Raw genomic sequence first — 24659 nt, 5'->3', positions numbered from 1 at the left:
TAACGTGTCATTGTTGTTGTCCTCTTTTGGGCAGTTTCAGTAGCGGGTTAATGGCTTGGCCACGGCGGCGTATCTCAAAGTGCAACTGTATTGCGTTGCTGCCGCTATCACCTTTACGAGCAATCTCTTGCCCGGCCTTAACCCACTGTTGCTCCTTGACCAGTAGTTTGTCGTTGTGTGCATACGCGCTCAGGTAGGTATCGTTGTGCTTGATGATCACTAACTTGCCATAACCGCGTAAGGCACTGCCGGCATAAACCACTTTCCCCGAAGCGGCGGCAACAACCGGGTCGCCCCGCTTACCGCCGATATCCAGCCCTTTATTGCCGTTTTGTTTTTGTTCAAAGCCCAATAACAGGGGCCCAGTTGTCGGCCAACGCCAGTCAATCGCCTGGTTTTCAGCCGCACTTGTAGCGTTTTTGTTAACGCCATGACTTTGACTGTACTGATGTGATTCTGACTTAGCAAACGTTTTTTTGTTGTTTTTTTGAGCTTTTGTACTAACAGCAACAGCAGAGGAAGGCATTTGGTTCAGGTAAAGCAGTTGTCCGGGGTAGATGGTATAAGGTACGCGAAGGTGATTACGCTGAGCCAGTTCCCGGTAATCCCAGCCAGCGCGAAAGGCAATGGAGTAAAGGGTATCACCCTCGTGTACCCGATAACGGTGGCCGCTGATCCGTTCGTAATTGACCACCTGCGCCACTGGCAGGTTACGTGACAGCGATATCACCGGCGCAGGCCGTTTCGCTGCACAAGCCGACAGCAACAGACAAAGTAGCCCTATTGTCAGTTGCCGCCAGCTCATTTATTCACCGCAACATGGCATAAGCCGCTACAGCCAGCAGCACCGTCAGCCAGCCAATCCAGTCTATATACTGGCGCAACCGGTCGGCCATAGGCTGGCCCCCCATGCGCATCAGCCCGGCCACCAGAAAGAATCGGGCGGCTCGGCCCACCAGAGATACCAGCATAAAGGGGAGAAAGAGCATCTGCATGACCCCGGCGGTGACCGTAAACACCTTGTAGGGCAGCGGAGAGAAGCTGGCCAGCAGCACGACCCAGATACCATAGTGTTCAAACCAGCTTTGCGCAGTAGCCAGCTTATGCTCGTAGCCCATAAAATGCACAAAAGGCATGACTACCGGTTCAAATAACAGCCAGCCCAGCGCAAAACCGACCGCACCGCCGAGCACCGAAAACACGGTGGCCAGTGCAGCAAAACGCCAGGCTTTACGGGGCTGCGTCAGCGCCATAGGCGCCAGCATGACATCGGTTGGAATGGGCCAGAAAATGGATTCAGTGAAGCTCATCAAGGCCAGATAGCGGCTGGCCGCCGGATGCGCAGACCAGCGCAGTACGCGATCATAAAAGGGGGAGAATATCTTCACAAAAGGCTTCCTGAAACCAGGGGCACAAAGCGCACCCACTCCACATCATTGACACTATAGGTTTGCCCCTGCCGGGTGATCACCTTCAATACTTGCTCTTGCTCGCCGACCGGGATCACCATGACGCCACCGTCAGCCAGCTGCCCCAAAAGGGCATCGGGAATGGCCTCCGGCGCCGCCGTAACGATGATACCGTCAAAGGGGCCTTTGCTGGCCCAGCCCTGCCAGCCATCGCCATGCTTCATTTGCACGTTATGAAAGTCCAGCCGTTGCAAACGCCGCCGCGCCTGGTATTGCAGGTTTTTAATGCGTTCCACACTAAATACCTGATCACACAGCTGCGCCAGCACCGCCGTTTGAAAACCCGAGCCGGTGCCAATTTCCAGAACCTTGTTCAAGTGGCCGCCACGTAGCAGCAGCTCGGTCATACGGGCCACAATATAAGGCTGCGAGATAGTTTGACCGCCACCGATGGGAAGCGCCGTGTTGTCATAGGCTTTATGGGCCAGCACATCGTCGACAAACCAATGCCGCGGCACGTTATTCATTGCCGCTAACACCCGTTCATTGCTGATGCCTTCTTGCCGCAACTGCGTGATCAGCCGGTTGCGTGCTCCCATACCTTCAGTGGCCATTGTTCCTGTTCCCGCTCCAAGGCATCAACGCCGTTTTTCAAGCCAACCCGCTAATGGTGCCAGCATGCTGTGGGCAGTCAAATCTATTTGCAGCGGCGTCACCGACACCCGCCCTTCACTGACAGCATAAAAATCGGTGCCAGGGCCGGCATCAGCACTTTTTCCTACCGGCCCCAGCCAGTAGATGTCACGGCCTGCCGGATCTGTGGTCTTGACCATGCTTTCAGCGCGGTGCCGGTAGCCAAGGCGTGTAACCTCAGTGCCGGTCAGTTGCTCAAAGGGCAGATCCGGCACATTGATATTAAGGATATGCATGGGCGGCAATGGGTGGTCGGCCAGGCCTGCCACCACGTCGGCGGCCACCCGGGCGGCACTGTGGTAATGCTCAAGCCGGCGGCCAACCAGGCTCACCGCCACCGCTGGCAAGCCCAGATGGCGCCCTTCTGTGGCAGCAGCAACAGTACCGGAATAGAGTACGTCATCGCCCAGGTTGGCACCGGCATTAACACCCGCGACCACCAGATCCGGCTGCCAATCGTCCCACAAGCCATTGATGGCCAGATGCACGCAGTCGGTCGGCGTGCCTTTTACCGAATAAAAGCCATTATCCAGACGTAAAGCCCGAAGCGGATTTTCCAGCGTCAGTGAATTAGACGCACCGGAGCAGTTGCGATCCGGCGCCACCACCCGCACTTCGCCCACTGCCGCCAATGCTTCAGCCAAGGCAGCAATACCGGGGGCATGTACGCCATCATCATTACTGACCAGTATTTTCATGCTCACGTCTCCTCTACCCTGGCCGGCTCAGTTAACGTAAATGCCTGCCCCAACAGGGCGGTTGCGTAGCTGCCGGTAGGCAGCGTAAAGCGTAACTCGACACTGTTACCCTGCCATTGCCAGGTCAGTGCCGGCTTTAACCATAGCGGCCGACGGCTGGCACTGGCCAGTTTCTCCAGCCCCTGACAATAGTCTTGCCAGTCGCTCAGGGCCGCTTGTTCCAGAGCCTGAGCGGCGCCTTCGGCAACGACGCCGCCTTTGCCCCATAGCGGCCCGGTCAGTTGCACATCACCACTGTCCAGGCGCTGTTGCAGCGTTGGCAGTTCATCGGCCTGGGCCACAAATACCGAGTGGCTGCCAGCAAGCATCAGCACATCACCGGCCAACACTTGTTGCATCAGCCCTTCAGCCTGACGATGGGCCGCGACGGCATTAAACAGTGCCGAGCGGGCCGCGGAAATAGCCATACTCTGCCGGGGCTTTTTCATGCGCTTACCGGCCAGCACTGCATCGAACACAGTCAGGTTGTGCTGATCGCGGCCAAAACGCTGGTCACCAAAGGTATTGGCAAAGCCATGCTGGGCAAGGGTGGTCAGCGCCTGCTGCGCTTGGTCAACATCGCTGAGCTGATGCAGACGGATAATAAAGTCGTTGGCCTTATGGGTACCAATTCGCAGTTTCTTGTGGTGACGGCTGACATTCAGCACCTGCAGCTCATCCGTATTCAGGGCGCTGAGATCCGGGTCTGTCTTGCCGGGTAGCCACACTGACAGCCACTGCCGGGTGACGGCATGACGGTCTTTTAAACCGGAATGGCTGATGTCACGTTCGCGCACACCGCAGGCTTCTGCCAGCAGCTTGCAGGCCCACTGGGTATTCATGCCACGCTTTTCAATCTCGACGAACAGGTGCTCGCCTTCACCGCTGGGGCTAAAGCCCAGCTGTTCGTGTACCACAAAGTCCTCGGCACTGCGCTTAAAGAGCGCTTGCACACTCATGCCGCAAGCTCCAGCAGTACCACCGCGGCAACGGCAATACCTTCCTGGCGGCCAACAAAGCCGAGCTTTTCTGTGGTGGTGGCTTTCACGTTCACCTGGCTCGCCTCGGCATCCAGATCCGCTGCGATATTGGCCGCCATGGCCGCTACATGCGGTGCCATTTTCGGAGCCTGCGCCATAATGGTCACATCCAGGTTACCCAGCCGGTAACCCTTGGCGCTGACCAGCGCCTGCACGTGGCGCAACAGCACCCGGCTATCAGCGTTGGCAAAAGTAGGATCGGTATCCGGGAAATGGCGGCCAATATCACCCAGTGCGACTGCGCCCAGCAGCGCATCAGCCACCGCATGCAGCACCACATCACCATCGGAATGGGCAACCAGGCCGGTGTCGTGCTCGACGGTAACTCCCCCTAATACCAGGGGCCGGTCGGCACCAAATTTATGTACGTCAAAACCGTGGCCTATGCGCATCAGCGGTTCTCCTGTTGGCTGAGCAGCCAGCGCGCCAGCGCTAAGTCATCCGGCTGCGTGATTTTCAGGTTGTCAGTGCGCCCCGGCACCAAAGCGACATTGAGCCCGAGCCGCTCCATCGCCGAGGCTTCATCGGTAATGCTGGCACCCTCGGCCAGGGCTTCAGCCAAGGCCTGGCGCAGTAGCGCCGTTGGAAAACACTGCGGTGTCAGTGCTCGCCACAGATGCTGGCGCGGCACCGTTTCTTCAATGCACTGGCCGTCACCAGACCATTTGATAGTGTCTACCAGTGGCGCCGCCAAAATGGCCCCCTGGCCCTGACGCGCCTTTACAAGCAGCGCGGCAATATCACCCTCGGTGATCAGTGGCCGGGCAGCGTCATGCACCATTACCCAGGGGTGAATGTCAGGGTTGACCGCCTGTAGCCCGGCCAGTACCGAATCAGCCCGCTGCTCACCGCCAATAACGGTGCGCAGCCGCGGGTGTGTGGCCTGCTGTAAATCATCGAAATAAGGGTCGTCGACCGCCAGCGCCACCACCACTTCACTGATGGCAGAACAATTGAGCAGGCGGCTGAGGGTTTCATCAAGAATGCAGTGCTGGTCGGTCAGTGGCAGGTATTGCTTGGGTTTGCCCGCGCCCATGCGCCGGCCTATCCCCGCTGCCGGCACCAGCGCGATAACGGCATCAGTCATGAGTATCGCTGGCCTCGTCCTCGTTGTGGTAACCCGAGCGCAGCACCCGGTAGAAGGTTTCACCATCCTTGACCATGCCCAGCTGATTACGCGCCCGTTCTTCCACGGCAGACAGCCCTTTGCGCAGGTCTTTGACCTCGGCAAACATCAGGCTGTTACGCTTTTTCAGTTGCGCGTTTTGGGTTTGGATACGGGTGATATCTGCTTTGAGCTGCCAGTGGTCATGAACGGCATTGTCGCCAAACCAGAGACGGTACTGTAACAGCCCCAGCAACACCAGCAGCACCATTGCCAACCGTGCCATGCTGACTCCTTTTGGTTACCGGGCCTATTATGGTGGCCCGGCGCGCCTTTGGGAATGCCCAGCGGCTAAAAAGACGGTGAACGTGGCAGGCGTCAGCTAAAAACGCCGGCGCTAAAACAGTGCCGGCGCGGACGGTGACAGTTAGTCACCACTACCAACGCGCAGCCCCCGCTCAGCGGCAGGCCGGCTGGTACAACGCGCAAACCAGGCCATCACGGCCGGAAACTCGTCAAGACCAATGACCTCCCGGGCGTTGTAACCCCAGTCCAGGCAACCCACCCAGGGAAAAGTGGCAATATCCGCAATGCTGTACTCATCGCCCATCAGGTATTGCCGGCCCGTCAGGCGCTGTTCCAAGACGCCCAGTAAGCGCCGCGCTTCGTTGCGGTAGCGTTCCTTGGGGTACGGATGGGTACATTTTTCACCGGCGTATTTATGAAAGTGGCCAAACTGGCCAAACATCGGGCCAACCCCGGCCATCTGGAAAAACAGCCACTGAATACACTCTGAGCGTTTCGCCGGCTCGGTTGGTAGCAGCTTGCCGGTTTTCTCTGCCAGATAAAGCAAAATGGCGCCCGACTCAAACAAGCGCAACTCCCCATTGGGGCCATCAGGGTCAATGATGGCGGGGATTTTATTGTTGGGATTAACCGCCAGAAACTGTGGCTCAAACTGTTCATTGGCAGTGATATCAACTCGATGGGCTTCATAAGCAATACCCAGCTCTTCAAGGGCAATCGAGACCTTCTGGCCGTTGGGGGTGGCCAACGTAAACAGTTGCAGACGTTCGGGATGCTTGATGGGCCATTTAAGAGACATAACAACTCCTTGGCTGGATTGAGAAAAAACACCCTAGCAGGTAGCCGTAGCTATATCCAAATAGCTGCCCGTTCTAGCCCCCGCCATGAATACGCTTGTTGATAAAAGACTGGATATCCGCTTCCGGCTTACTGCACAGCGAGGTTTGTAACCACACCGTTTCCGGCCCTTGCAGACCCTGAATTTGCCTGAGCAGGGCACATTCCCCATTGGGGCCTCGATAGAGGCGGTCATTGCCACCCAGGTCGATGATCTGGGCTTTACGAGAGCGTCCTTGCGGCCGCTGGATCGCCTGCGGGCCGGCACTGGCCTGATGTTGCTGATCCAACCATTGCTGCTGGCGCTGCTGTTGCAGCCGTTGCAGACTACCCTGCAATTGTTCAGAAAAATCCCCGGTGCTAACTACCTGTTGCGGCTGTGGCGACGCTTTGGGGCTGGCTGCCAAGGAGCCTTGCTGTTTTACCGGTACTTTTCGCCCTGGCGGCGAAGCAGAGCCGGCCGCCACCGTCGCTACCGGCGCCGCGTCTGTTTGCCGGTCATCACCGCTACCGGCTTGGGCGCTTTGCGCCACCGCCGGTTTAGCCACCAGCAAGGTGGCATGAATCGCCTTTTTTGGTGTTAGCGGCAACGCTGGTGGCGGCTCAGCCAGCGGTAACCACCACAGCAGAGCGCCATGCAGCAGCACCGCCAGCAGCAGCCATAACAGGTAACTGCCGGGGCGATAGCGATTGCTGTTAGTGATGCTACGTGTAGGTGATTCCATGGCGTCAACAAAAAAGCCGCCCATAGGGGCGGCTCTAGCATACCTCAGTTGGCTCAGCCCTGGCCTTTGATTTCACGCAGGCCGCGGTAGACCGCCTGGTCTGCCAGCTGCTGCTCGATACGCAGCAGCTGGTTGTACTTGGCGACCCGATCAGAGCGGCACAGTGAACCGGTCTTGATTTGCCCGGCGGCAGTGCCCACCGCCAGATCAGCGATGGTGGCATCTTCGGTTTCGCCACTGCGGTGGGAAATCACAGCAGTGTAACCGGCGTCCTTGGCCATTTTAATGGCGGCCAGGGTTTCGGTCAGAGAACCGATTTGGTTGAACTTGATGAGAATAGAGTTACCGATACCCTTCTCGATCCCTTCTTTGAGGATCTTGGTGTTGGTCACGAACAGGTCGTCACCAACCAGCTGGATTTTGCTGCCCAGCTTGTCGGTCAGCACTTTCCAGCCCGCCCAGTCAGACTCGTCCAGGCCGTCTTCGACAGACACAATGGGGTACTGCTCACAAAGCCCGGCCAGATAGTCGGCAAAGCCTTCAGAGTCGAAGGACTTGCCTTCACCAGCCAGCACATACTGGCCGTCTTTGTAAAACTCAGAGGCCGCACAATCCAACGCCAGGGTCACGTCTTTACCCAGCTCATAACCAGCGGCACTGACCGCTTCTTTGATCACCGCCAGCGCATCGGCGTTGGATTTCAGGTTCGGGGCAAAGCCACCTTCATCACCCACGGCGGTATTCAGACCTTGGCTTTGCAATACTTTTTTCAGGGCGTGGAAGATTTCGGCACCCATCCGCAGCGCTTCACTAAAGCTTGGCGCGGAGACCGGCTGCACCATGAACTCCTGAATATCGACGTTGTTGTCGGCGTGCTCACCACCGTTGAGGATGTTCATCATTGGTACCGGCATGCTGAACTGGCCAGCGGTGCCGTTCAGCTCCGCTATCCAGACGTACAGCGGCTTTTTCTGACTGGCCGCAGCGGCTTTGGCGGTGGCCAGTGAGACTGCCAGAATGGCGTTGGCGCCCAGCTTGGCTTTGTTGTCGGTGCCGTCGAGATCAATCATGATCTGGTCGATGGCTTGCTGCTGGCGTGCGTCTTTACCCACCAGCGCGTCTTTAATGGCGCCATTGATATTGGCTACCGCAGTCAGTACGCCTTTGCCCAAATAGCGGGACTTGTCGCCGTCACGCAGTTCCAGTGCTTCGCGGCTACCGGTAGAAGCGCCTGACGGCGCACAGGCCAGCGCGACGGTGCCGTCGTTCAGGTGTACTTCGGCTTCAACGGTGGGGTTGCCGCGGGAGTCCAGTACTTCGCGGCCAATGATATTGGCAATGGTAGTCATGAGCTAAAACGTCCTTCCATAAGTGCTAAGCCGCGCTTGAGCGCGGCTTGGTGATCAGGATTTCTCTTTTTGGCCTTCCCAGGCCGCTTTGACGAAGCCGCCAAACAGCGGGTGGCCGTCACGGGGTGTAGAGGTAAACTCCGGGTGGAACTGGCCGGCAACAAACCAGGGGTGACCTGGGATCTCAATGATCTCCACCAGTTTTTTATCTGCCGACAGGCCGGTAAATTTCAGGCCTGCTTTTTCCAGCGCCGGGCGGTAGTTATTGTTTACTTCGTAGCGGTGACGGTGACGCTCGTAGATACTGTCAGCACCGTAGAGGTCGTGCGCTTTGGAACCGGGGATCAGGTGACAAAGCTGGCTACCCAGGCGCATGGTGCCGCCCAGATCGGAGTCTTCGTCACGCACAGCCACTTCGCCGCCTTCATCTAACCATTCGGTAATGAGGCCGACAACCGGGTGCTTAGCGTCTTTTTGGAATTCAGTAGAGTGGGCACCTTCAAGGCCTGCCACATGGCGGGCAAACTCAATCAGTGCTACTTGCATACCCAGGCAAATGCCCAGGTAAGGTACGTTATTTTCGCGGGCGTACTGAGCCGCCAGTACTTTGCCTTCGATGCCGCGCTCGCCAAAGCCGCCCGGTACCAAAATACCGTCGACGTTTTCCAGCAAGCTGGTGCCCTTGGACTCGATATCCTGAGAATCGATGTACTTGATGTGCACGGTAACGCGGTTTTTCAAGCCAGCATGTTTGAGCGCTTCGTTGACCGATTTGTAGGCATCGGGCAGCTCAACATATTTACCCACCATGGCAATGGTGATTTCCCCTTGCGGGTTGGCTTCCTGATAGATCACCTGCTCCCACTCGGCCAAGTCGGCTTCGGGTACCTCCAGGCCAAAGCGTTTGACCACCAGTTCGTCCAGACTCTGTGCTTTGAGCAGCGCCGGGATTTTGTAGATGGAGTCTACGTCTTTGAGGCTGATCACCGCTTTTTCTTCAACGTTGGTGAACAGGGCAATTTTGGAGCGTTCAGACGACGGCAGCGCCGCGCGGTCGGTACGGCAAACCAGGATATCCGGTTGAATACCGATAGAGCGCAGCTCTTTGACAGAATGCTGGGTTGGCTTGGTTTTCACCTCGCCGGAGGCGCCCAGATAAGGCACCAGGGTCAGGTGCATGAACATGGCGTGGTCGCGGCCCACTTCGGTACCCATCTGACGGATGGCTTCCAAAAACGGCTGAGACTCGATATCCCCGACCGTGCCACCAATCTCGACAATGGCTACATCGTGGCCTGCGGCACCGGCAATCACCCGCTCTTTGATTTCATTGGTGATGTGCGGGATCACCTGAATGGTGGCGCCCAGGTAGTCACCACGGCGCTCTTTGCGCAGTACATCAGCATAAATACGGCCGGTGGTGAAGTTATTGCGACGGCTCATCTTGGTACGGATGAAACGTTCGTAGTGACCCAGGTCCAGGTCGGTTTCGGCGCCGTCCTCGGTCACATAAACCTCACCGTGCTGGTAAGGGCTCATGGTACCCGGATCAACGTTGATGTAGGGGTCGAGCTTCATGATGGTCACTTTCAGACCACGAGCTTCGAGGATGGCTGCCAGGGATGCCGCAGCAATGCCCTTACCGAGGGAGGAAACTACACCGCCCGTCACAAAGATATAATTTGTCGTCATGCAAAACCTGAACGCGTTAGAAGAAGGGGATCTCAGGACGGGAAGACATTATAGAGGAAGACCCCCTGTTACCACAACGCGCTATTCGTTTTCCTTCACCGCTTGCCAGTGAGCTTCAAGCTTTTCAAGGCCTTGCGTTGCCATAGTTTCTCCCCTTTGCTGCACTCGCTGTTCAATGGCGCGAAAACGCCGTTCGAATTTAGCATTGGTACCGCGCAGCGCGGCTTCCGGGTCAACCTGCAGGTGCCGGGCCAAATTACTGACCGCAAACAGCAGGTCGCCCACTTCATCCTGCAACCGCGCCGGATCGGCGCCGGGCAGCTCGGCTTTGACCTCGTCGATTTCCTCGGCAATTTTGTCAAACACCGGTGCCAGCTCCTGCCAGTCAAACCCCACCCGGGCGGCGCGTTTTTGTAACTTGACCGAACGGCTTAACGCCGGTAGCGCCAGCGGCACATCAGCCAGAACGGATGTATCTGCCTGCCGCCCGGCCCGCTCCTGCGCTTTGATTTGCTCCCAGTTGGCATTGAGCAGGGCCGGATCTGATTCGTCCAGCTCACCAAACACATGGGGGTGGCGCCGCACCAGCTTGTCACTGATGGCGGTGGCAATGGCGTCCAAGTCAAAGGCGCCCTCTTCCTTGCCGAGCTGCGCGTAAAACACTACCTGAAACAGCAGATCGCCCAATTCATCGCGTATGGCGGCGCGGTCGCCGCTGGCAATGGCATCAGCCACTTCGTAGGTCTCTTCGATGGTGTGCGGCACAATGCTGGCAAAGTCCTGGGCTAGATCCCAGGGGCAACCGTGTTCAGGGTCACGCAGCTGGGTCATGATCGCTTGCAGGCGGGCCAGTGGGGTTATAGAGGTTGTCATTTTTGGGTGACTCGTTTGGCTTCAAACACATCAGCCACCTGATTTAAGCGACTGAGAATTTTGCCGAGGGTGTCAAGTTTTTGCAGGGCGATCTGCACTTCCACCGTGGCCTGATTAGCATTGTGGTCGGTATGGCTACGCATGTTTTCCACATTGACCCGTTCATTGGCCAGGATACTGGTAATGTCGCGCAGCAGGCCGGAGCGGTCAGCGGCAATAATGCGCAGAGTCACCGCAAAGCTCTGGCCGGGAGTATTGCTCCAGTCGACTTCCACCACCCGCTCAGAATGTTGACGCACCAGCTTGACCAGTTCATCGCAATCGGTGCGGTGTACCGAGATACCCCGGCCCTGGGTGATATAGCCAACAATGTCATCACCCGGTACCGGCTGGCAGCAACCGGCAATGCTGGTCAGCAAATTGCCGACCCCCTGCACCACAAAGGGGCTTTTGCCACTGCTGCGGCTGGCCGAGGATTTTTGGCTGATCAGCTCCGCTACCGCCTCGTCATCGCTGGGCTGGTGCTTGAAGTAATGGCCATTAAGGAAGTTGACCACCTGATTGAGTTTGATGTCACCACCGCCAATGGCTGCCAGCAAGTCATCCAGGGTACCCATGTTGAACTTGTCGACAGCAGCCTGTGCCTGGTTCAGCTCCAACTCGCTGCGGGCCAGTTCCCGCTCAAGCATTTCCCGGCCAGCTTGCAGGTTTTTATCGCGGTCCAGTTGCTTGAACCAGTGCTGGATCTTGGCACGGGCACGGCTGGATTTAACATAGCCCAGGTGCGGGTTGAGCCAGTCGCGGCTGGGGTTGGGTTCTTTACCGGTGAGGATCTCCACCTGATCGCCGGTTTGCAGCTGATAGGTGAACGGCACAATGCGGCCGGATATCTTGGCGCCAATGCAGCGGTGGCCCACCATGGAATGAATGTTGTAGGCAAAATCCAGTGGCGTGGCACCGCTGGGCAAGTCGACCACATCGCCCTTGGGGGTAAACACATAGACCCGGTCCTCAACCACCTGATGCTTGAGATCTTCAACCAGATCGCCGGCGTCGGCCATTTCTTCCTGCCATTGCAGGATTTTTCTCAGCCAGGCCACTTTGCCTTCCAGGCCAGCATCTTTGCCGCCAGCACCTCCTTCTTTGTAGGCCCAGTGTGCTGCCACACCCAGTTCCGCCTCGTCGTGCATGGCCTGGGTACGAATTTGAATTTCCACGGTTTTGCCGGCCGGGCCAAGCACTACGGTATGAATGGAGCGGTAACCGTTGGGCTTGGGGTTGGCCACGTAGTCATCAAACTCTTTGGGAATGTGATGAAACTGGGTATGCACCACCCCCAGCGCCGCGTAGCAGTCTTGCAAGCGCGGCACAATAATGCGCACAGCCCGCACATCAAAGAGTTCGTCAAAGGCCAGGTGCTTGTGGTTCATCTTCTTCCAGATGGAATAGATGTGCTTGGGCCGGCCGTAGACCTGGGCATCAACGCCTTCATCATGCAGCGCCTGGGTTAGGCCACTGACAAAACTGTCAATGTAGCTTTCGCGGTCGATACGCCGTTCGTCCAGCAGCTTGGCGATGCGCTTGTAGGTATCCGGGTGCAGGTAGCGAAAAGATAAATCTTCCAGCTCCCATTTCAGCTGGCCGATGCCCAGCCGATTGGCCAGCGGCGCGTACAGGTTGGCAGCCGTTTTGGCCACCAGCACCCGCGTTTCTTCGTCGGCATCTTTCACCGCCCGCAGCTCCACAATGGCTTCGGCCAGGCGCACCACCACTGCCCGTACATCGTTGACCATGGTCAGCACCATGCGCCGTACCTTATCGACCTGGCTGGCCGACGAGGCACTTTGCTGTAGGGTGCGGATGGCGTCCATGTCGATGATGGCATCCAGTAACGCCACCTGTGCTTGACCAAACCGGCTACTGACCGCTTCGGCGTCAATCACGCCAGCGCGATACGGCGCCAGCAGCAACGCCGCCAGCAGAGTGTCGCTGTCCATCGCCAGCTCACAGAGGATCTCCACCTTTTCCCGGGCAGCAGGCCGCTGTTCCTGGCTGAGCAAGGTACAGGCATCCGCCAGGCGGGCCGTGTCTTTGAGGTTCAGGGTTGCCAGCCACTGCTGGGTATCCAGCGCGGCATCTTGCTGGTGCGTGCCTCGGATGGAGACCATCACTTCTCCCGGATGAAAAGGGCCATCAGTTCCACATGGGCAGTCTGGGTGAACATGTCCATCAAGCCCAGCTGCTGTAATCGGTAACCGCCTTGCTGTAATAGCACGGCGTCTCGTTTCCAGGTGGCAGGATTACAGGATACATAGAGCACTCGCCGGGGGCCAGCCTCCGCCAGCGCCTGACACAGTACCCGGGCGCCAGGGCGGGCCGGGTCCAACAGCACTGCGTCTAGCGGGTCGGCCAGTAGCTGCGCTACCGCCTTGGCGTCATCAAGATCAATAGTGCGGGCCGTCAGCTGCAAACCGTTGGCCCTGGCGTTGGCCTGGCAGCGCGCCGTCATAGCCGCAACCCCTTCAGCAGCCAACACCTGGGCACCACGCTTGGCCAGCGGCAGGCTGAAATTACCCAAGCCACTGTAAGCATCCAGAATGCGTTCACCAGTCTGGGGAGCCAGCCAGGCCATGGCCTGCGCCACCATGGCGTCATTTACACTGCCATTGACCTGAATAAAATCGGCCGCACCGACACTCAGCTGCAGGCCATCGAGCGTATAGCCGAGCGCCACTGGTACAGATGGCAGTAATTGCTCCACGGTGTCACCCAACTGGCAAAACAGCAGCAGTTGCTGTTCGCTGGCCCAGGCCAGTAGTTTTTGCCGGTCAGCCGGCTTCAGCGGCCCGGTCAGCCGCCACAGCGCCGCCCGTTGCGGCGGCAGTGACAATAGTTCGATATGGCCCAGCGCCTTGCTGTCAGCCAGCGAGCTGACCAGCTGTTGCAGGCTCGGCAGCAAAGCGCTGAGTAAAGGGTCGGCCACCGGGCAGCTATCCACACTGACAATGCTCTGACTGGCGCGGGCCCGAAACCCTACCCGGCCTTTGAAGGTGGCCAGGCGCAAGGTACGCCGATAGCCCCAGGCCGGCCCTTTCAGTGGTTCAGCCCACTGCACCGGGCTGAGCCCCTGGCGTTCCAGCAACTGTGCCAACGCCACTTGTTTATAATGCAATTGGTCAGCCTGGCTCAGGTGCTGCAACTGGCAGCCACCGCACTGAGCATAATGTGGGCAAGCCGGGCTAATACGCTGCGCACTGGCCTGATGCAGCGCCAGCAGTTGCCCTTGCAGGATATTGCCTTTGCGGGTCAGCGCCACTTTCACCGATTCACCCGGCAAGGCCCCGGGCACAAAACAGACCTGTTGCTGGTAGCGAGCAACCCCCTGACCATGCAAATCCAGGCTATTAATGGTCAGGGTCTGGGCTTTCAGGGCCGTCTGGCGTTTGGTCGGGCGGTATATCTGAACCATGGCGAACCTTGGGTATTGTGAAAAGGCTGTGCCATTATACCGACCAGACACAGGATGCACCGACTTAACGAAGGAAAGCGGGTAACGTGAGCAGATTTGGCCTGCGGGCCTGGGTGCTGATACTGACACTGGCGCCAACCCTGGTAATAGGGGCGCTGCTGGGTGGCTATTTTACAACGCAACGTTACCAAGACGTGGCCGCGCATTTGCGCGCCCAGGGCCTGGCGGTGATTGAACCGCTGACGGTGGCGTCCGAGGCCGGGCTGGTGGAAGAAAACCGCGAACAGCTCAAGCGCCTGGTCAGCGCCGTGCACCGCCACAATACCGACGTTATCCGTAATATTGCCATCTACAACAAAGCCAACGTTGCCATGGTGTCGTCTACCTTTCACCGTGACTTCCCGCTGATGAAGCTGCCTCCCGGGGTGGGCATTCCCAAGGCGGCTACCTTTGACGATGTTAACGGCCACCTGATGCTGCGCGCGCCCATTGTCGCCGACACCAGCTTTTACGCCAGCTACCGCGACAAAATTGACCCGCGTGACCCGGTGCTCGGTTACGTGACGGTGGAACTGAACCCCGACAGCGTCATACTGGCCCAGCATCAGGCGCTGTTTCGCAGCATTGGCATTGTGTTGCTGGGGGTGCTGGTACACCTGCTGTTTACCTGGCGGCTGCTGCGCCATGTCACCGAACCTATTGGCCGTATGTTGCGGGCAGTAAACCGGATTCGCGAAGGCAAGCTGGAAACCCGTATCCGCGGGGTGGTGATTGGCGAGCTGGATCTGCTGCGCAACGGCATCAACGCCATGGCGCAATCGCTCGACGAATACCACGCCGGCATGCAGCATAACGTCGACCAGGCCACCTACGATCTGCGCATGACTCTGGAGCAGGTGGAAATTCAGAACATCGAACTGGATAAAGCCCGTAAACGGGCCATGGAAGCCAGCCAGGTGAAATCGGAGTTTCTGGCCAACATGAGCCACGAGCTGCGCACACCACTCAATGGTGTGTTGGGCTTTGCTCGCCAACTGATGAAAACCCAGCTGACCCCGAGCCAGACCGACTATCTGCTGACCATCGAACGTTCCGCGCAGCACCTGCTGGCGATCATCAATGATGTGCTGGATTTTTCCAAACTGGAAGCCGGCAAACTGCAACTGGAAAGCAGCCCTTACTCCTTCCATGACGCACTCTATGAAGTGGTGGACATGATGGGCGCCAATGCCCGGGAAAAGGGCCTGGAATTAAGCCTGAACCTGCCACCGGAAACACCGGATGCTCTGCAAGGGGATCCATTACGGCTCAAGCAGGTGCTCACCAACCTGGTGGGTAACGCCGTTAAGTTTACCCAGCGCGGCGGCGTTACCATTACCATCAGCCACCAACAACACAGTGGCAGTGCCGACAGCGAAATCAAAGTGGCCGTCACCGATACCGGTGTAGGCATCGACAGCAACGAACAGCAACACCTGTTCCGTGCCTTTGCCCAGGCGGACGCCTCCATTACCCGGCGTTTTGGTGGCACCGGCCTGGGGCTGATCATCTCGCAAACGCTGATCACCCAAATGAAAGGCCAGATGGGCCTGGAAAGTGAGCTGGGGGTAGGTTCTACCTTCTGGTTCACGCTGCCGGTACAGGCCGCCAATATGCAGTTTCATGATCCGCTGCCGATGGAGCCACTGGCCGGGAAAACCCTGGCACTGCTCAACGGCAGCGAACATACCAGGCAGATGCTGCAAAGCCTGCAACACAGCTGGCCGCTGGAGGTACGTTACCTCAGTGATCCGGCGCGCGCCCAAGAGGCCGATTTCATTTTGCTCGACCAGGTGGAACAGAGCGATCTACCGGCCTTGCTGAGCGACCTGGCAGCACCGGCGAAAACACCGGTGATTGCGCTGTCCAACCACCCCGATCCACAAATGCGTGAACGTATTTTGTCGCTCGGCGTCAGTGACTGCCTGGTCAAGCCACTGACCGCCCCCCGGCTATACAAAGCCCTGCTGGGGGCGCCACGGCTGGCCCAGCTGCCGGTACTGAAAAAGCTGGTCGAGGTGCCGCCGGGGCGCATTCTGGTGGTCGACGACAACACCCCCAACCTGAAATTGATGGCCGCCCTGCTGGCCGATACCGCCTGTGAGGTACACACCGCCTCCAGTGGCTTGCAAGCACTGGAAGCCATCAACAAGTGGACCTTTGACACCATCTTCATGGACATTCAAATGCCCAATATGGATGGTGTGACCACCACCGCCAAAATTCAGGAAAAGCTCGGTGATGCAACGCCACCGGTGATCGCCGTTACCGCCCATGCCATGGCCGGAGAGCGGGAAAAACTGCTGGCCGCCGGCATGAGTGACTACCTCACCAAGCCCATCGACGAGGCCACCTTACGCACCACCTTGGTGAAGTGGCTGCCGCAAAATGTGGTGCTGGACTGGCAGCAAGCCTTGGATCAGACTGGTGGCCGCGAGGCACTGGCCAAAGACATGCTGAAAATGCTGGTGGACAACCTGCCGGAGACCCGCAACGCTCTGGAGCAGGCACTGGCCAACGGCGACACCACCGCCGTGCAGCAGATCATTCACAAGTTCAACGGCGCAGTCGCCTACACCGGCACTCCCAAACTCAAGGCGCTGGCGCACGCCATCGAAACCGCGCTCAAGCAAGGCCGCAATGCCGATGACGTGGAGCCGGAGCTTTTTGAACTGCTTGATGAAATGGACAAACTCGACGAAGAAGCCGGCCGCCAGGGGCTGGTTGGCTGAATTTGCCCCTGGCTGGCTGAACAGCCCGGGTTATTTTCCCCACAGCGCTAAATTCATCGCTCCCCTTTTAGCCATTCTTTGCTAGCATCAGCGCTGGCCCGGGCCCGGGTATTGTTGTCATAGCCAAAGAGAAGTAGCACATATGGATTTATGGACGGCCTTTCAGGCCTTTATTTTGGGGTTAGTGGAAGGCATTACCGAGTTCCTGCCCATCTCCAGCACCGGCCACCAGATCATCGTCGCCGACCTCATCGACTTCACCGGCCAGCGTGCCATGGCATTTAATATCATCATTCAGCTGGGGGCTATCCTGGCGGTGATGTGGGAGTACCGCCGCACCATCATCAGCGTGGTCACCGGTCTGCCCAGTCGGCCACCGGCACAGCGCTTTACCCGTAATCTGCTGATCGCCTTTTTCCCGGCGGTGATCCTCGGCCTGGCCTTTGCCGACGACATTCATAAATACCTGTTTAACCCCATCACCGTAGCTACCGCGCTGGTAATTGGCGGCGTGATCATGCTCTGGGCAGAAACCCGCGAGCACAGTATTTCAGCCCCCAGCGTTGACGACATGCGCTGGCATCAGGCCCTGAAAATCGGCCTGGCCCAGTGCCTGGCACTGATCCCCGGCACCTCCCGCTCCGGCTCCACCATTATCGGTGGCCTGCTGTTTGGTTTGTCCCGCAAGGCCGCTACCGAGTTTTCATTCTTCCTGGCCATGCCCACCATGTTCGGGGCAGCGGTGTACTCCGGTTACAAATACCGCCACCTGTTTCAGATGAGCGACATTCCGGTGTTTGCCCTGGGCTTTTTGTTCTCGTTCATCTTCGCGATGATTGCCGTCAAAGCATTGCTGAAATTCATCGGCAACCACAGTTACGCGGTGTTTGCCTGGTATCGCATCGGCTTTGGCTTGCTGATTCTGGCCAGCTGGCAATTCAACTGGGTGGACTGGAGTAACGCCACACCATAAAAAAACGGGCCTGCTGGCCCGTTTTTTTATTTCCTGCTGAAGTTGAAACACGTCAGGTGGTCGCGCTCTATTATCTGCTGTACCTGCTAAATCGTCGTTCAGCGAGGCCCAGTTATCTTTGTGTTTGGCTAGCCTGTCATGCAGGCAGATCAACTCGTTGCGGGTGAGTTGTTGCGACAACTAGCCTTCGAGGATAACCGTCGCCACGGCGTAGTGTTTTTCATCGGCTAGGGCCAAATGGCAACAACGCACGCCGAGCGCCTCGGCCAGTTCCGCAGCACGGCCGCTAAGGCGCAACTGCGGCCGGCCGGCGGCGTCATTACTGGTGTGAAAATCCTGAAAGGTAACGCCCTGGGCAATGCCGGTGCCCAGCGCCTTGGCCGCCGCTTCCTTGGCGGCCCAGCGCTTGGCCAGGTAGGCCAGCGGCTGCGGCTGTTGCTGGTAAATAGCCAGTTCAGCCGCTGTCAGTACCCGTTCGGCAAAGCGCGGCGCGGCCCGTTCAAAGCGGGCAATTTCAACGATGTCGGTGCCCAGGCCCTTGATCATCGCGCCGCCAGCATCAGCGTCTTGATGTCGCGTACGGCTTTATCGAGGCCGTCAAACATGGCCCGCGCCATAATGGCGTGGCCGATATTCAGCTCGTAAATGGCGCCGATGGCGGCGATGGGCTGCACATTGTGATAGTGCAGGCCATGGCCGGCATTGACGGTAAGCCCGGCGGCCACCGCCTGGCTGACACCGGCTTTGATACGGGCCAGCTCAGCCTGCTGGGCCTGGCCCTGGGTGTCGGCGTAATGGCCGGTATGAATTTCAATAAAGGGCGCCGCGCAGGCCGCCGCCGCGTCAATTTGCCGGGGGTCGGCATCAATAAACAGCGATACCTGAATATTGCTGGCCGCCAGGCGCTGGCAGGCATCCTTTACCCGTTGCAACTGGCCGGCCACATCAAGGCCGCCTTCGGTGGTCAACTCTTCGCGTTTTTCCGGCACCAGGCACACAAAAGCGGGTTTGACCTGCTCAGCAATGCCGAGCATGTCCTCGGTCACCGCCATTTCCAGGTTCATGCGGGTTTGGATGGTGTCTTTGAGTAAAAAGACGTCGCGGTCACGGATATGGCGGCGGTCTTCGCGCAGGTGCACGGTAATGCCATCGGCGCCGGCCCGTTCGGCCACAAAGGCCGCTTCAACCGGATCAGGGTACTGGCTGCCACGGGCGTTACGTACCGTGGCAATGTGGTCGATATTGACTCCCAGATGAATGGCACTCATTACAGCGCTCCTCCTGTTCTGAACAGTTCTTTGCTTTTCAGCGGCTTATTACCAAGATGGGGTGCCAGCAACAGCCGGCAAAAATGTTTCGCCTGGCGCCGGGTGTCCAGGCTTTGCCAGTTATCCTGCGCCATGGCCAGCAGCGCCTCACCGGCAAAAGTGCCTTTGACGTCAGCCACCAGGCCCGCTTCTACCTGCAACTGATAACGGTATTCGGGGTTTACCGGCTGGCCGTCGCTATCACGCCACAGATCAACACCGTAGCCGAGGCGGTGGCACAGGCTCAGTTCAAAGCGGCGCAGCACCGGTTCAACATCGCTGCTGGCCAGTGCCAGCAGGGTTTGCCGGTACAGGCCAAACAGCCCTTCGGCATCCACGCCCCTGGGGGCCAGGCGCAGCAAGACTTCATTAACGTAAAAACCGGCATAAAGGGCCATGCCGGTCAGCGGGTGGGCGTGGCGCACTTCAATGCCACGAGCACCTTGTAAATCACCTTTGCCGGTTAACGTCAGCTCCAGCTGCACAAAGGGCTGCATGGCGGCCCTTTTCTGGCTTTTACGGGCATGCATGCCCCGCACCACAATGCCGACCCGGCTGTCATCTTCGAGCAGCAGTTCGGCCAGGGCGGCATCATCCTGATAGGGCCGCCGGTGCAGCACATAGGCCGCCTGGGCCATCAGTCGTCTCCGTAGCCCAGCGAGCGCAGCGCCCGTTCGTCATCGGCCCAGCCGGATTTCACCTTCACCCACAGTTCCAGGTGCACCGGGTAGTTAAACAGCCGCTGCATGTCCTGGCGGGCATCGGTGCCGATGCGCTTGAGCTTTTCGCCCTTGTTGCCGATGACCATTTTCTTCTGGCCGTCACGTTCCACCAGGATCAGGCCGTTAATGTGAAAGCGGCCGTTTTCTTCCTTGAATTGCTCAATTTCCACGGTAACCGAGTAAGGCACCTCGTCACCGAGGTTACGCATCAGTTTTTCGCGGATGATTTCCGCGGCCATAAAGCGGCTGGAACGGTCGGTAATATGATCGTCAGGGAAGATGTGGTCGCATGGCCCGATGTGCTTTTCCACTTCACTGCGCAGCGCTTCCACCTGGGTGCCTTTTTCGGCACTGATCGGCACTATGGCAGCAAAGTCATGCTGGCTGGCCAGCCATTGCAGGTGCGGGAACAGGCTGTTTTTGTCTTTGACGTTATCGACCTTGTTAACCGCCAGGATCACCGGCTTGTTGGCCGCTTTCAGGCGTTCCAGCACCAGTTGGTCGTCGTCCAGCCAATGGCTGCCTTCAACCATGAAGATCACCGCTTCAACATCGCCCATGGAGCTGGAGGCGGCGCGGTTCATCAGCCGGTTAATGGCACGCTTTTCTTCTTTGTGCAGGCCGGGGGTGTCAACGTAGATCACCTGGGTATCACCCTGGGTATCAATGCCGAGGATGCGGTGGCGGGTGGTCTGCGCCTTTTTTGAGGTGATAGACACCTTCTGCCCCAGTAACCGGTTCAGCAGGGTCGATTTGCCCACATTGGGGCGGCCAACAATGGCTACAAAGCCACAACGTTGTTCAGTCATTCAAATGCTCCAGGGCTCGCTCAGCGGCGGCCTGCTCGGCTTTACGGCGGCTGGCGCCGGAGCCGCTAAAGGGCTGGTCGATGCCATCGACCTGGCAAGACACGGTAAACACCTGTTTATGGGCTTCGCCTTCGACTTTTTCCACCTGATAGTGTGGCAGCGCCAGGCGCTTGCCTTGCAGGTATTCTTGCAGGCGGGTTTTCGGATCTTTTTGCGCCACTCCGGGCTGGATGCTGCCCAGCCGCGACTGATACCAGCGCAGAATGTGCTCGCGCACCACCGCCAGGTCGGCATCCAGATAGATAGCACCAATAATGGCTTCAACGGCATCGGCAAGAATTGACTCACGGCGAAAACCGCCAGACTTGAGCTCACCGGGGCCTAAACGCAGAAAATCACCCAGGCCAAATTCGCTGCCCAGCTCGGCCAGAGTTTTGCCCTTGACCAAGGTGGCGCGCATACGCGACATGTCACCTTCGTTGGCCTTGGGAAAACGGGCAAACAGGGCGTCGGCAATCACAAAGCTGAGAATGGAGTCACCCAGGTATTCCAGACGCTCGTTATGGCTGGCACCGGCGCTGCGGTGCGTCAATGCCTGCACCAGCAATTGCTGGTCGTTGAACTGGTAGCCTAAACGGCGGTGTAACGTTTCAAGAGAATAGGTCATCAATCATCCAATAAAGAGGGCGGTAATGCCGCCCTGCTCTACGTTATTTTATGGGACCGAGGCGGCTAAATCGAACGCCGGTCGGCACCCAGCTTGGTAGCCAGCTATCGGGGCTGCGGTCCATGTCGAAGCTCATCCAGATAAACACCGCTTTACCCAGCAGGTTTTTCTCCGGTACAAAGCCCCAGTAGCGTGAGTCTGAGCTGTTATCGCGGTTGTCGCCCATGGCGAAATAATGGCCTTTGGGCACAATCCATTCACCGCGCGCCATGCCCGGCTGGCGGAAGTAGTCACCAATCTGTTCCGGATAACCGCTGGCGCGCAGGGTATCGTGGGTAACCTTGCCCAGGGTTTCTTTGTGCAGCGTCAGCGGGAAATTGCCCATCAGATACTGGCTTGGCCCCTGTTCAACGCTGGCCACAGGCTCAATGCCCGGGCAAGGTGACTGCCCTTCATGGCAGGCCGGCTGAATATACAGATGCTTGTTGCGGTAGATAATTTTATCGCCCGGCAGGCCAACCACCCGCTTGATGTAATCAATGCTCGGGTCCGGTGGGTACTTAAAGACAATAATGTCGCCGCGCTTGGGTTCACCGGTACTGATGATCTTGTCGTTAAATACCGGATCTTTGAGGCCGTAGGCGTACTTTTGCACCAGGATAAAATCCCCTACCAGCAGTGTTGGCATCATTGAGCCAGACGGGATCTGGAAGGGTTCAAAAATAAAGGAGCGCAGCACCAGCACCACGGCAATCACCGGGAAGGCGCCCTTAAAGCTCTCCACCCAGCCGGGCTCGGCCAGCAGCGCTTCCTTGGCGCTGTCATCCAGCGGCTGCTCGGCACTGGCTTCTGCTTTTGCCAGGGCCGCACGCCGCTGCGGCGCCCAGCGCCAGCGGTCTAATGCCCAGATAAGGCCGGTGATGGCAGTAACGATCACCAGAAAAATGGAGAAATATTGCGCCATAGGGAGTCCTTATTTTCCAACCTTCAAGATGGCAAGGAAGGCTTCCTGAGGGACTTCCACGTTCCCCAGTTGCTTCATCCGTTTCTTACCTTCTTTTTGTTTTTGAAGAAGTTTTTTCTTACGGCTAACATCGCCGCCATAACACTTGGCGGTTACATCCTTACGCAGCGCCTTGACCGTGGAACGGGCAATAACGTGGTTGCCGATGGCCGCTTGTATAGCAATATCGAACATCTGGCGGGGGATAAGTTCCTTCATTTTTTCCACCAGCTCACGGCCACGGTACTGGGCATTTTCCTTGTGGGTAATAATGGCCAGCGCATCCACCCGGTCGCCGTTGATCAGCACATCCAGGCGCACCATATCGGCAGTTTCAAAACGCTTGAAGTTGTAATCCAGTGACGCATAGCCGCGGCTGGTGGACTTCAGGCGGTCAAAGAAGTCCAGTACCACTTCTGCCATGGGCAGTTCGTAGGTCAGCGCTACCTGATTACCGTGATAGACCATGTTGGTCTGCATGCCGCGTTTTTCCACGCACAGGGTGATCACATTACCCAGGTATTCAGAGGGCACCAGAATGTGCGCTTCAACAATGGGTTCACGGATCTCTTCAATATTCTGAATCGGCGGCAACACTGACGGGTTATCCACCTGAACGGTTTCGCCGTCGGTTTTTACTACCTCGTACACCACCGTCGGAGCGGTAGTAATGAGATCCAGATCGTATTCACGCTCCAGCCGCTCCTGGATAATTTCCATGTGCAGCATGCCCAAAAAGCCGAGGCGAAAGCCAAAGCCAAGGGCGGTGGAGGTTTCCGGTTCAAAAAACAGCGACGCATCATTAAGTGCCAGCTTGCCAAGGGCATCACGGAACGACTCGTAATCGTCAGAGCTGATCGGGAAAAGGCCCGCATACACCTGCGGTTTCACCCGCTTAAAGCCCGGCAGCGCCTTGTCTGAGCCATGTTTGGCGTGGGTCAGGGTATCGCCTACCGGTGCACCGTGAATGTCTTTGATGCCGCACACCACCCAGCCCACTTCACCGCATTTAAGACCGTCGGTGTCTTTTTGCTTGGGCGTGAAAATACCGATGCGGTCCACACCCCAGGCCTGGCCGGTGCTCATTACCTTGATTTTGTCGCCCTTTTTCAAAGAGCCGTTTTTAATGCGCACCAACGACACCACGCCCTGATAAGAGTCGAACCAAGAGTCGATGATCAGCGCTTGCAGCGGCGCTTCCGGGTCCCCTTCCGGGGCCGGAATGGCCTGCACGATGCGCTCCAGCACATCGTCTACACCGACGCCGGTTTTCGCCGAACAGCGCACCGCATCTACCGCTTCAATGCCGACAATGTCTTCAATTTCCGTGGCGACCCGCTCCGGGTCGGCCTGTGGCAAGTCAATCTTGTTCAGTACCGGCACCACTTCCAAATCCATTTCGATGGCGGTATAGCAGTTAGCCAGGGTTTGCGCTTCAACGCCCTGCCCGGCATCCACCACCAGCAAGGCGCCTTCACAGGCTGCCAGCGAGCGCGACACTTCATAGGAGAAGTCAACGTGGCCGGGGGTGTCGATGAAGTTCAGCTGGTAAGTTTCACCGTCATTGGCCTGATAGTTCAGCGTTACGCTCTGGGCCTTGATGGTAATACCACGCTCACGCTCCAGGTCCATGGAGTCCAGCACCTGCTGTTGCATTTCGCGGTCAGTCAGGCCACCGCAGACCTGGATCAGTCGATCTGACAGCGTCGATTTACCGTGGTCAATGTGGGCGATAATAGAAAAGTTGCGTATATGCTTCATATATAAAGGTTTTTGCCTCTGGCTAGCTCGCTGTACTGCCCTTGTTGGGTCAGCCCGCTCTATGGCGGTGCGCGCTCGGTCGTCATCGCTCAAGAATTGCCGGCGATTATACAGTACCCAAAGTGAAAAAATAGGCGCGTAGCGGCTCAGTTACGCAGCGGGAGCCGAGGGTTCAACCCCGTGCCGGGGTAGCCGAAGGCTTTACCAGAACACAGGCACCCAGCGGCAATGCTGGCAAAGCGCGGTGTGTAGCTAAGAGAGGGGCATAAAAGCAGCGCACCAGGGCAGCACTAAGCCCGTGGGGCCGGGGGTGTTTCAGTGGCGAGGATATTTGTAACGCCCTATTAATTGCCAAGAGGTTCATTACAGGGCCGCGCCTGACTTTTGGCGGCAAAAGTCAGCAAAATTCTT

The 24659-nt window shown here is 57.8% G+C and carries 24 protein-coding genes; 2 read left to right on the top strand and 22 right to left on the bottom strand.

Features of this window, described 5'->3' with window-relative positions:
- Positions 1–7 precede the first annotated feature (7 nt).
- The 15 genes from WDB70_RS03055 to rlmD all read right to left on the bottom strand — a co-directional run bounded on the left by WDB70_RS03055 (position 8) and on the right by rlmD (position 14235).
- A complete protein-coding gene (locus WDB70_RS03055) occupies positions 8–805 on the bottom strand; it encodes a peptidoglycan DD-metalloendopeptidase family protein (RefSeq protein WP_406666502.1) in 798 nt (265 codons plus the stop codon).
- A 4-nt stretch (positions 806–809) separates the two neighbouring features.
- Positions 810–1388, bottom strand: a complete 579-nt coding sequence (locus WDB70_RS03050; protein ID WP_406666500.1) for a YqaA family protein — start codon at positions 1386–1388, stop codon at positions 810–812.
- The gene (locus WDB70_RS03045; RefSeq protein ID WP_406668002.1) at positions 1385–2008 is read right to left on the bottom strand and encodes a protein-L-isoaspartate(D-aspartate) O-methyltransferase; all 624 of its coding nucleotides are present in this window, start codon (positions 2006–2008) and stop codon (positions 1385–1387) included. The genes WDB70_RS03050 and WDB70_RS03045 overlap by 4 nt, the downstream gene beginning before the upstream one ends.
- 39 nt (positions 2009–2047) lie before the next feature.
- On the bottom strand, positions 2048–2800 hold the full coding sequence (gene surE / locus WDB70_RS03040; RefSeq protein ID WP_406666498.1) for a 5'/3'-nucleotidase SurE: 753 nt from the start codon (positions 2798–2800) through the stop codon (positions 2048–2050).
- Positions 2801–2802: 2 nt separating this feature from the next.
- Complete coding sequence (gene truD / locus WDB70_RS03035) at positions 2803–3798, bottom strand: tRNA pseudouridine(13) synthase TruD (RefSeq protein ID WP_406666496.1); 996 nt, start codon at positions 3796–3798, stop codon at positions 2803–2805.
- Entirely contained in the window at positions 3795–4271 is a 477-nt protein-coding gene (ispF, locus tag WDB70_RS03030) for a 2-C-methyl-D-erythritol 2,4-cyclodiphosphate synthase (protein WP_406666494.1), read from the bottom strand. The genes truD and ispF overlap by 4 nt, the downstream gene beginning before the upstream one ends.
- Complete coding sequence (ispD, locus tag WDB70_RS03025; RefSeq protein ID WP_406666492.1) at positions 4271–4966, bottom strand: 2-C-methyl-D-erythritol 4-phosphate cytidylyltransferase; 696 nt, start codon at positions 4964–4966, stop codon at positions 4271–4273. Before ispD ends, ispF begins: the two co-directional genes overlap by 1 nt.
- Positions 4959–5270 (bottom strand): cell division protein FtsB, encoded by a 312-nt coding sequence (gene ftsB, locus WDB70_RS03020; protein WP_406666490.1) that lies wholly within the window; start codon positions 5268–5270, stop codon positions 4959–4961. The genes ispD and ftsB overlap by 8 nt, the downstream gene beginning before the upstream one ends.
- 141 nt (positions 5271–5411) lie before the next feature.
- On the bottom strand, positions 5412–6089 hold the full coding sequence (locus tag WDB70_RS03015; RefSeq protein WP_406666487.1) for a glutathione binding-like protein: 678 nt from the start codon (positions 6087–6089) through the stop codon (positions 5412–5414).
- Positions 6090–6162: 73 nt separating this feature from the next.
- Positions 6163–6852 carry a hypothetical protein gene (locus WDB70_RS03010; RefSeq protein WP_406666485.1) on the bottom strand — a complete coding sequence of 230 codons (690 nt, stop codon included), beginning with the start codon at positions 6850–6852 and terminating at the stop codon, positions 6163–6165.
- A gap of 53 nt (positions 6853–6905) precedes the next feature.
- Positions 6906–8201 carry a phosphopyruvate hydratase gene (eno, locus tag WDB70_RS03005; RefSeq protein WP_406666483.1) on the bottom strand — a complete coding sequence of 432 codons (1296 nt, stop codon included), beginning with the start codon at positions 8199–8201 and terminating at the stop codon, positions 6906–6908.
- 54 nt (positions 8202–8255) lie between these two features.
- Positions 8256–9893, bottom strand: a complete 1638-nt coding sequence (locus tag WDB70_RS03000) for a CTP synthase (protein ID WP_406666481.1) — start codon at positions 9891–9893, stop codon at positions 8256–8258.
- An 81-nt stretch (positions 9894–9974) separates the two neighbouring features.
- Positions 9975–10766 (bottom strand): nucleoside triphosphate pyrophosphohydrolase, encoded by a 792-nt coding sequence (mazG, locus tag WDB70_RS02995; protein WP_406666479.1) that lies wholly within the window; start codon positions 10764–10766, stop codon positions 9975–9977.
- Positions 10763–12934, bottom strand: a complete 2172-nt coding sequence (relA, locus tag WDB70_RS02990; RefSeq protein ID WP_406666477.1) for a GTP diphosphokinase — start codon at positions 12932–12934, stop codon at positions 10763–10765. The genes mazG and relA overlap by 4 nt, the downstream gene beginning before the upstream one ends.
- Positions 12934–14235 (bottom strand): 23S rRNA (uracil(1939)-C(5))-methyltransferase RlmD, encoded by a 1302-nt coding sequence (gene rlmD, locus WDB70_RS02985; RefSeq protein ID WP_406666475.1) that lies wholly within the window; start codon positions 14233–14235, stop codon positions 12934–12936. Before rlmD ends, relA begins: the two co-directional genes overlap by 1 nt.
- 86 nt (positions 14236–14321) lie before the next feature.
- Here rlmD and barA point away from each other — a divergent pair, with 86 nt between their 5' ends.
- Together barA and WDB70_RS02975 are read left to right on the top strand one after the other, a co-directional pair.
- Positions 14322–17006, top strand: coding sequence for a two-component sensor histidine kinase BarA (gene barA, locus WDB70_RS02980; protein WP_406666473.1), 2685 nt, complete (start codon positions 14322–14324; stop codon positions 17004–17006).
- Positions 17007–17148: 142 nt separating this feature from the next.
- Positions 17149–17979: an undecaprenyl-diphosphate phosphatase gene (locus tag WDB70_RS02975; RefSeq protein ID WP_406666471.1), complete on the top strand. Its 831-nt coding sequence runs from the start codon at positions 17149–17151 to the stop codon at positions 17977–17979.
- Between the two features lie 180 nt (positions 17980–18159).
- Here the strand turns inward: WDB70_RS02975 and acpS are convergent, their stop codons facing one another.
- From acpS to lepA, 7 genes are read right to left on the bottom strand one after another with little or no spacing between them, the layout of a single operon-like run.
- On the bottom strand, positions 18160–18525 hold the full coding sequence (gene acpS / locus WDB70_RS02970; protein WP_406666469.1) for a holo-ACP synthase: 366 nt from the start codon (positions 18523–18525) through the stop codon (positions 18160–18162).
- A complete protein-coding gene (gene pdxJ / locus WDB70_RS02965) occupies positions 18522–19247 on the bottom strand; it encodes a pyridoxine 5'-phosphate synthase (protein WP_406666467.1) in 726 nt (241 codons plus the stop codon). The genes acpS and pdxJ overlap by 4 nt, the downstream gene beginning before the upstream one ends.
- Positions 19247–19924, bottom strand: coding sequence for a DNA repair protein RecO (recO, locus tag WDB70_RS02960; RefSeq protein WP_406666465.1), 678 nt, complete (start codon positions 19922–19924; stop codon positions 19247–19249). Before recO ends, pdxJ begins: the two co-directional genes overlap by 1 nt.
- On the bottom strand, positions 19924–20817 hold the full coding sequence (era, locus tag WDB70_RS02955; protein WP_406666463.1) for a GTPase Era: 894 nt from the start codon (positions 20815–20817) through the stop codon (positions 19924–19926). The genes recO and era overlap by 1 nt, the downstream gene beginning before the upstream one ends.
- Positions 20810–21484, bottom strand: coding sequence for a ribonuclease III (gene rnc / locus WDB70_RS02950; RefSeq protein ID WP_406666461.1), 675 nt, complete (start codon positions 21482–21484; stop codon positions 20810–20812). The genes era and rnc overlap by 8 nt, the downstream gene beginning before the upstream one ends.
- A gap of 43 nt (positions 21485–21527) precedes the next feature.
- Complete coding sequence (lepB, locus tag WDB70_RS02945) at positions 21528–22448, bottom strand: signal peptidase I (protein WP_406666459.1); 921 nt, start codon at positions 22446–22448, stop codon at positions 21528–21530.
- A 9-nt stretch (positions 22449–22457) separates the two neighbouring features.
- The gene (gene lepA, locus WDB70_RS02940; RefSeq protein WP_406666457.1) at positions 22458–24248 is read right to left on the bottom strand and encodes a translation elongation factor 4; all 1791 of its coding nucleotides are present in this window, start codon (positions 24246–24248) and stop codon (positions 22458–22460) included.
- Positions 24249–24659: the final 411 nt, after the last annotated feature.

The organism is Gallaecimonas aegicerasi, assembly GCF_045291545.1.
Classification (GTDB): Bacteria; Pseudomonadota; Gammaproteobacteria; order Enterobacterales; family Gallaecimonadaceae; genus Gallaecimonas.
Note: the sequence above shows the minus strand (reverse complement) of the source record. Positions and strands in the feature narration are given on the sequence as shown.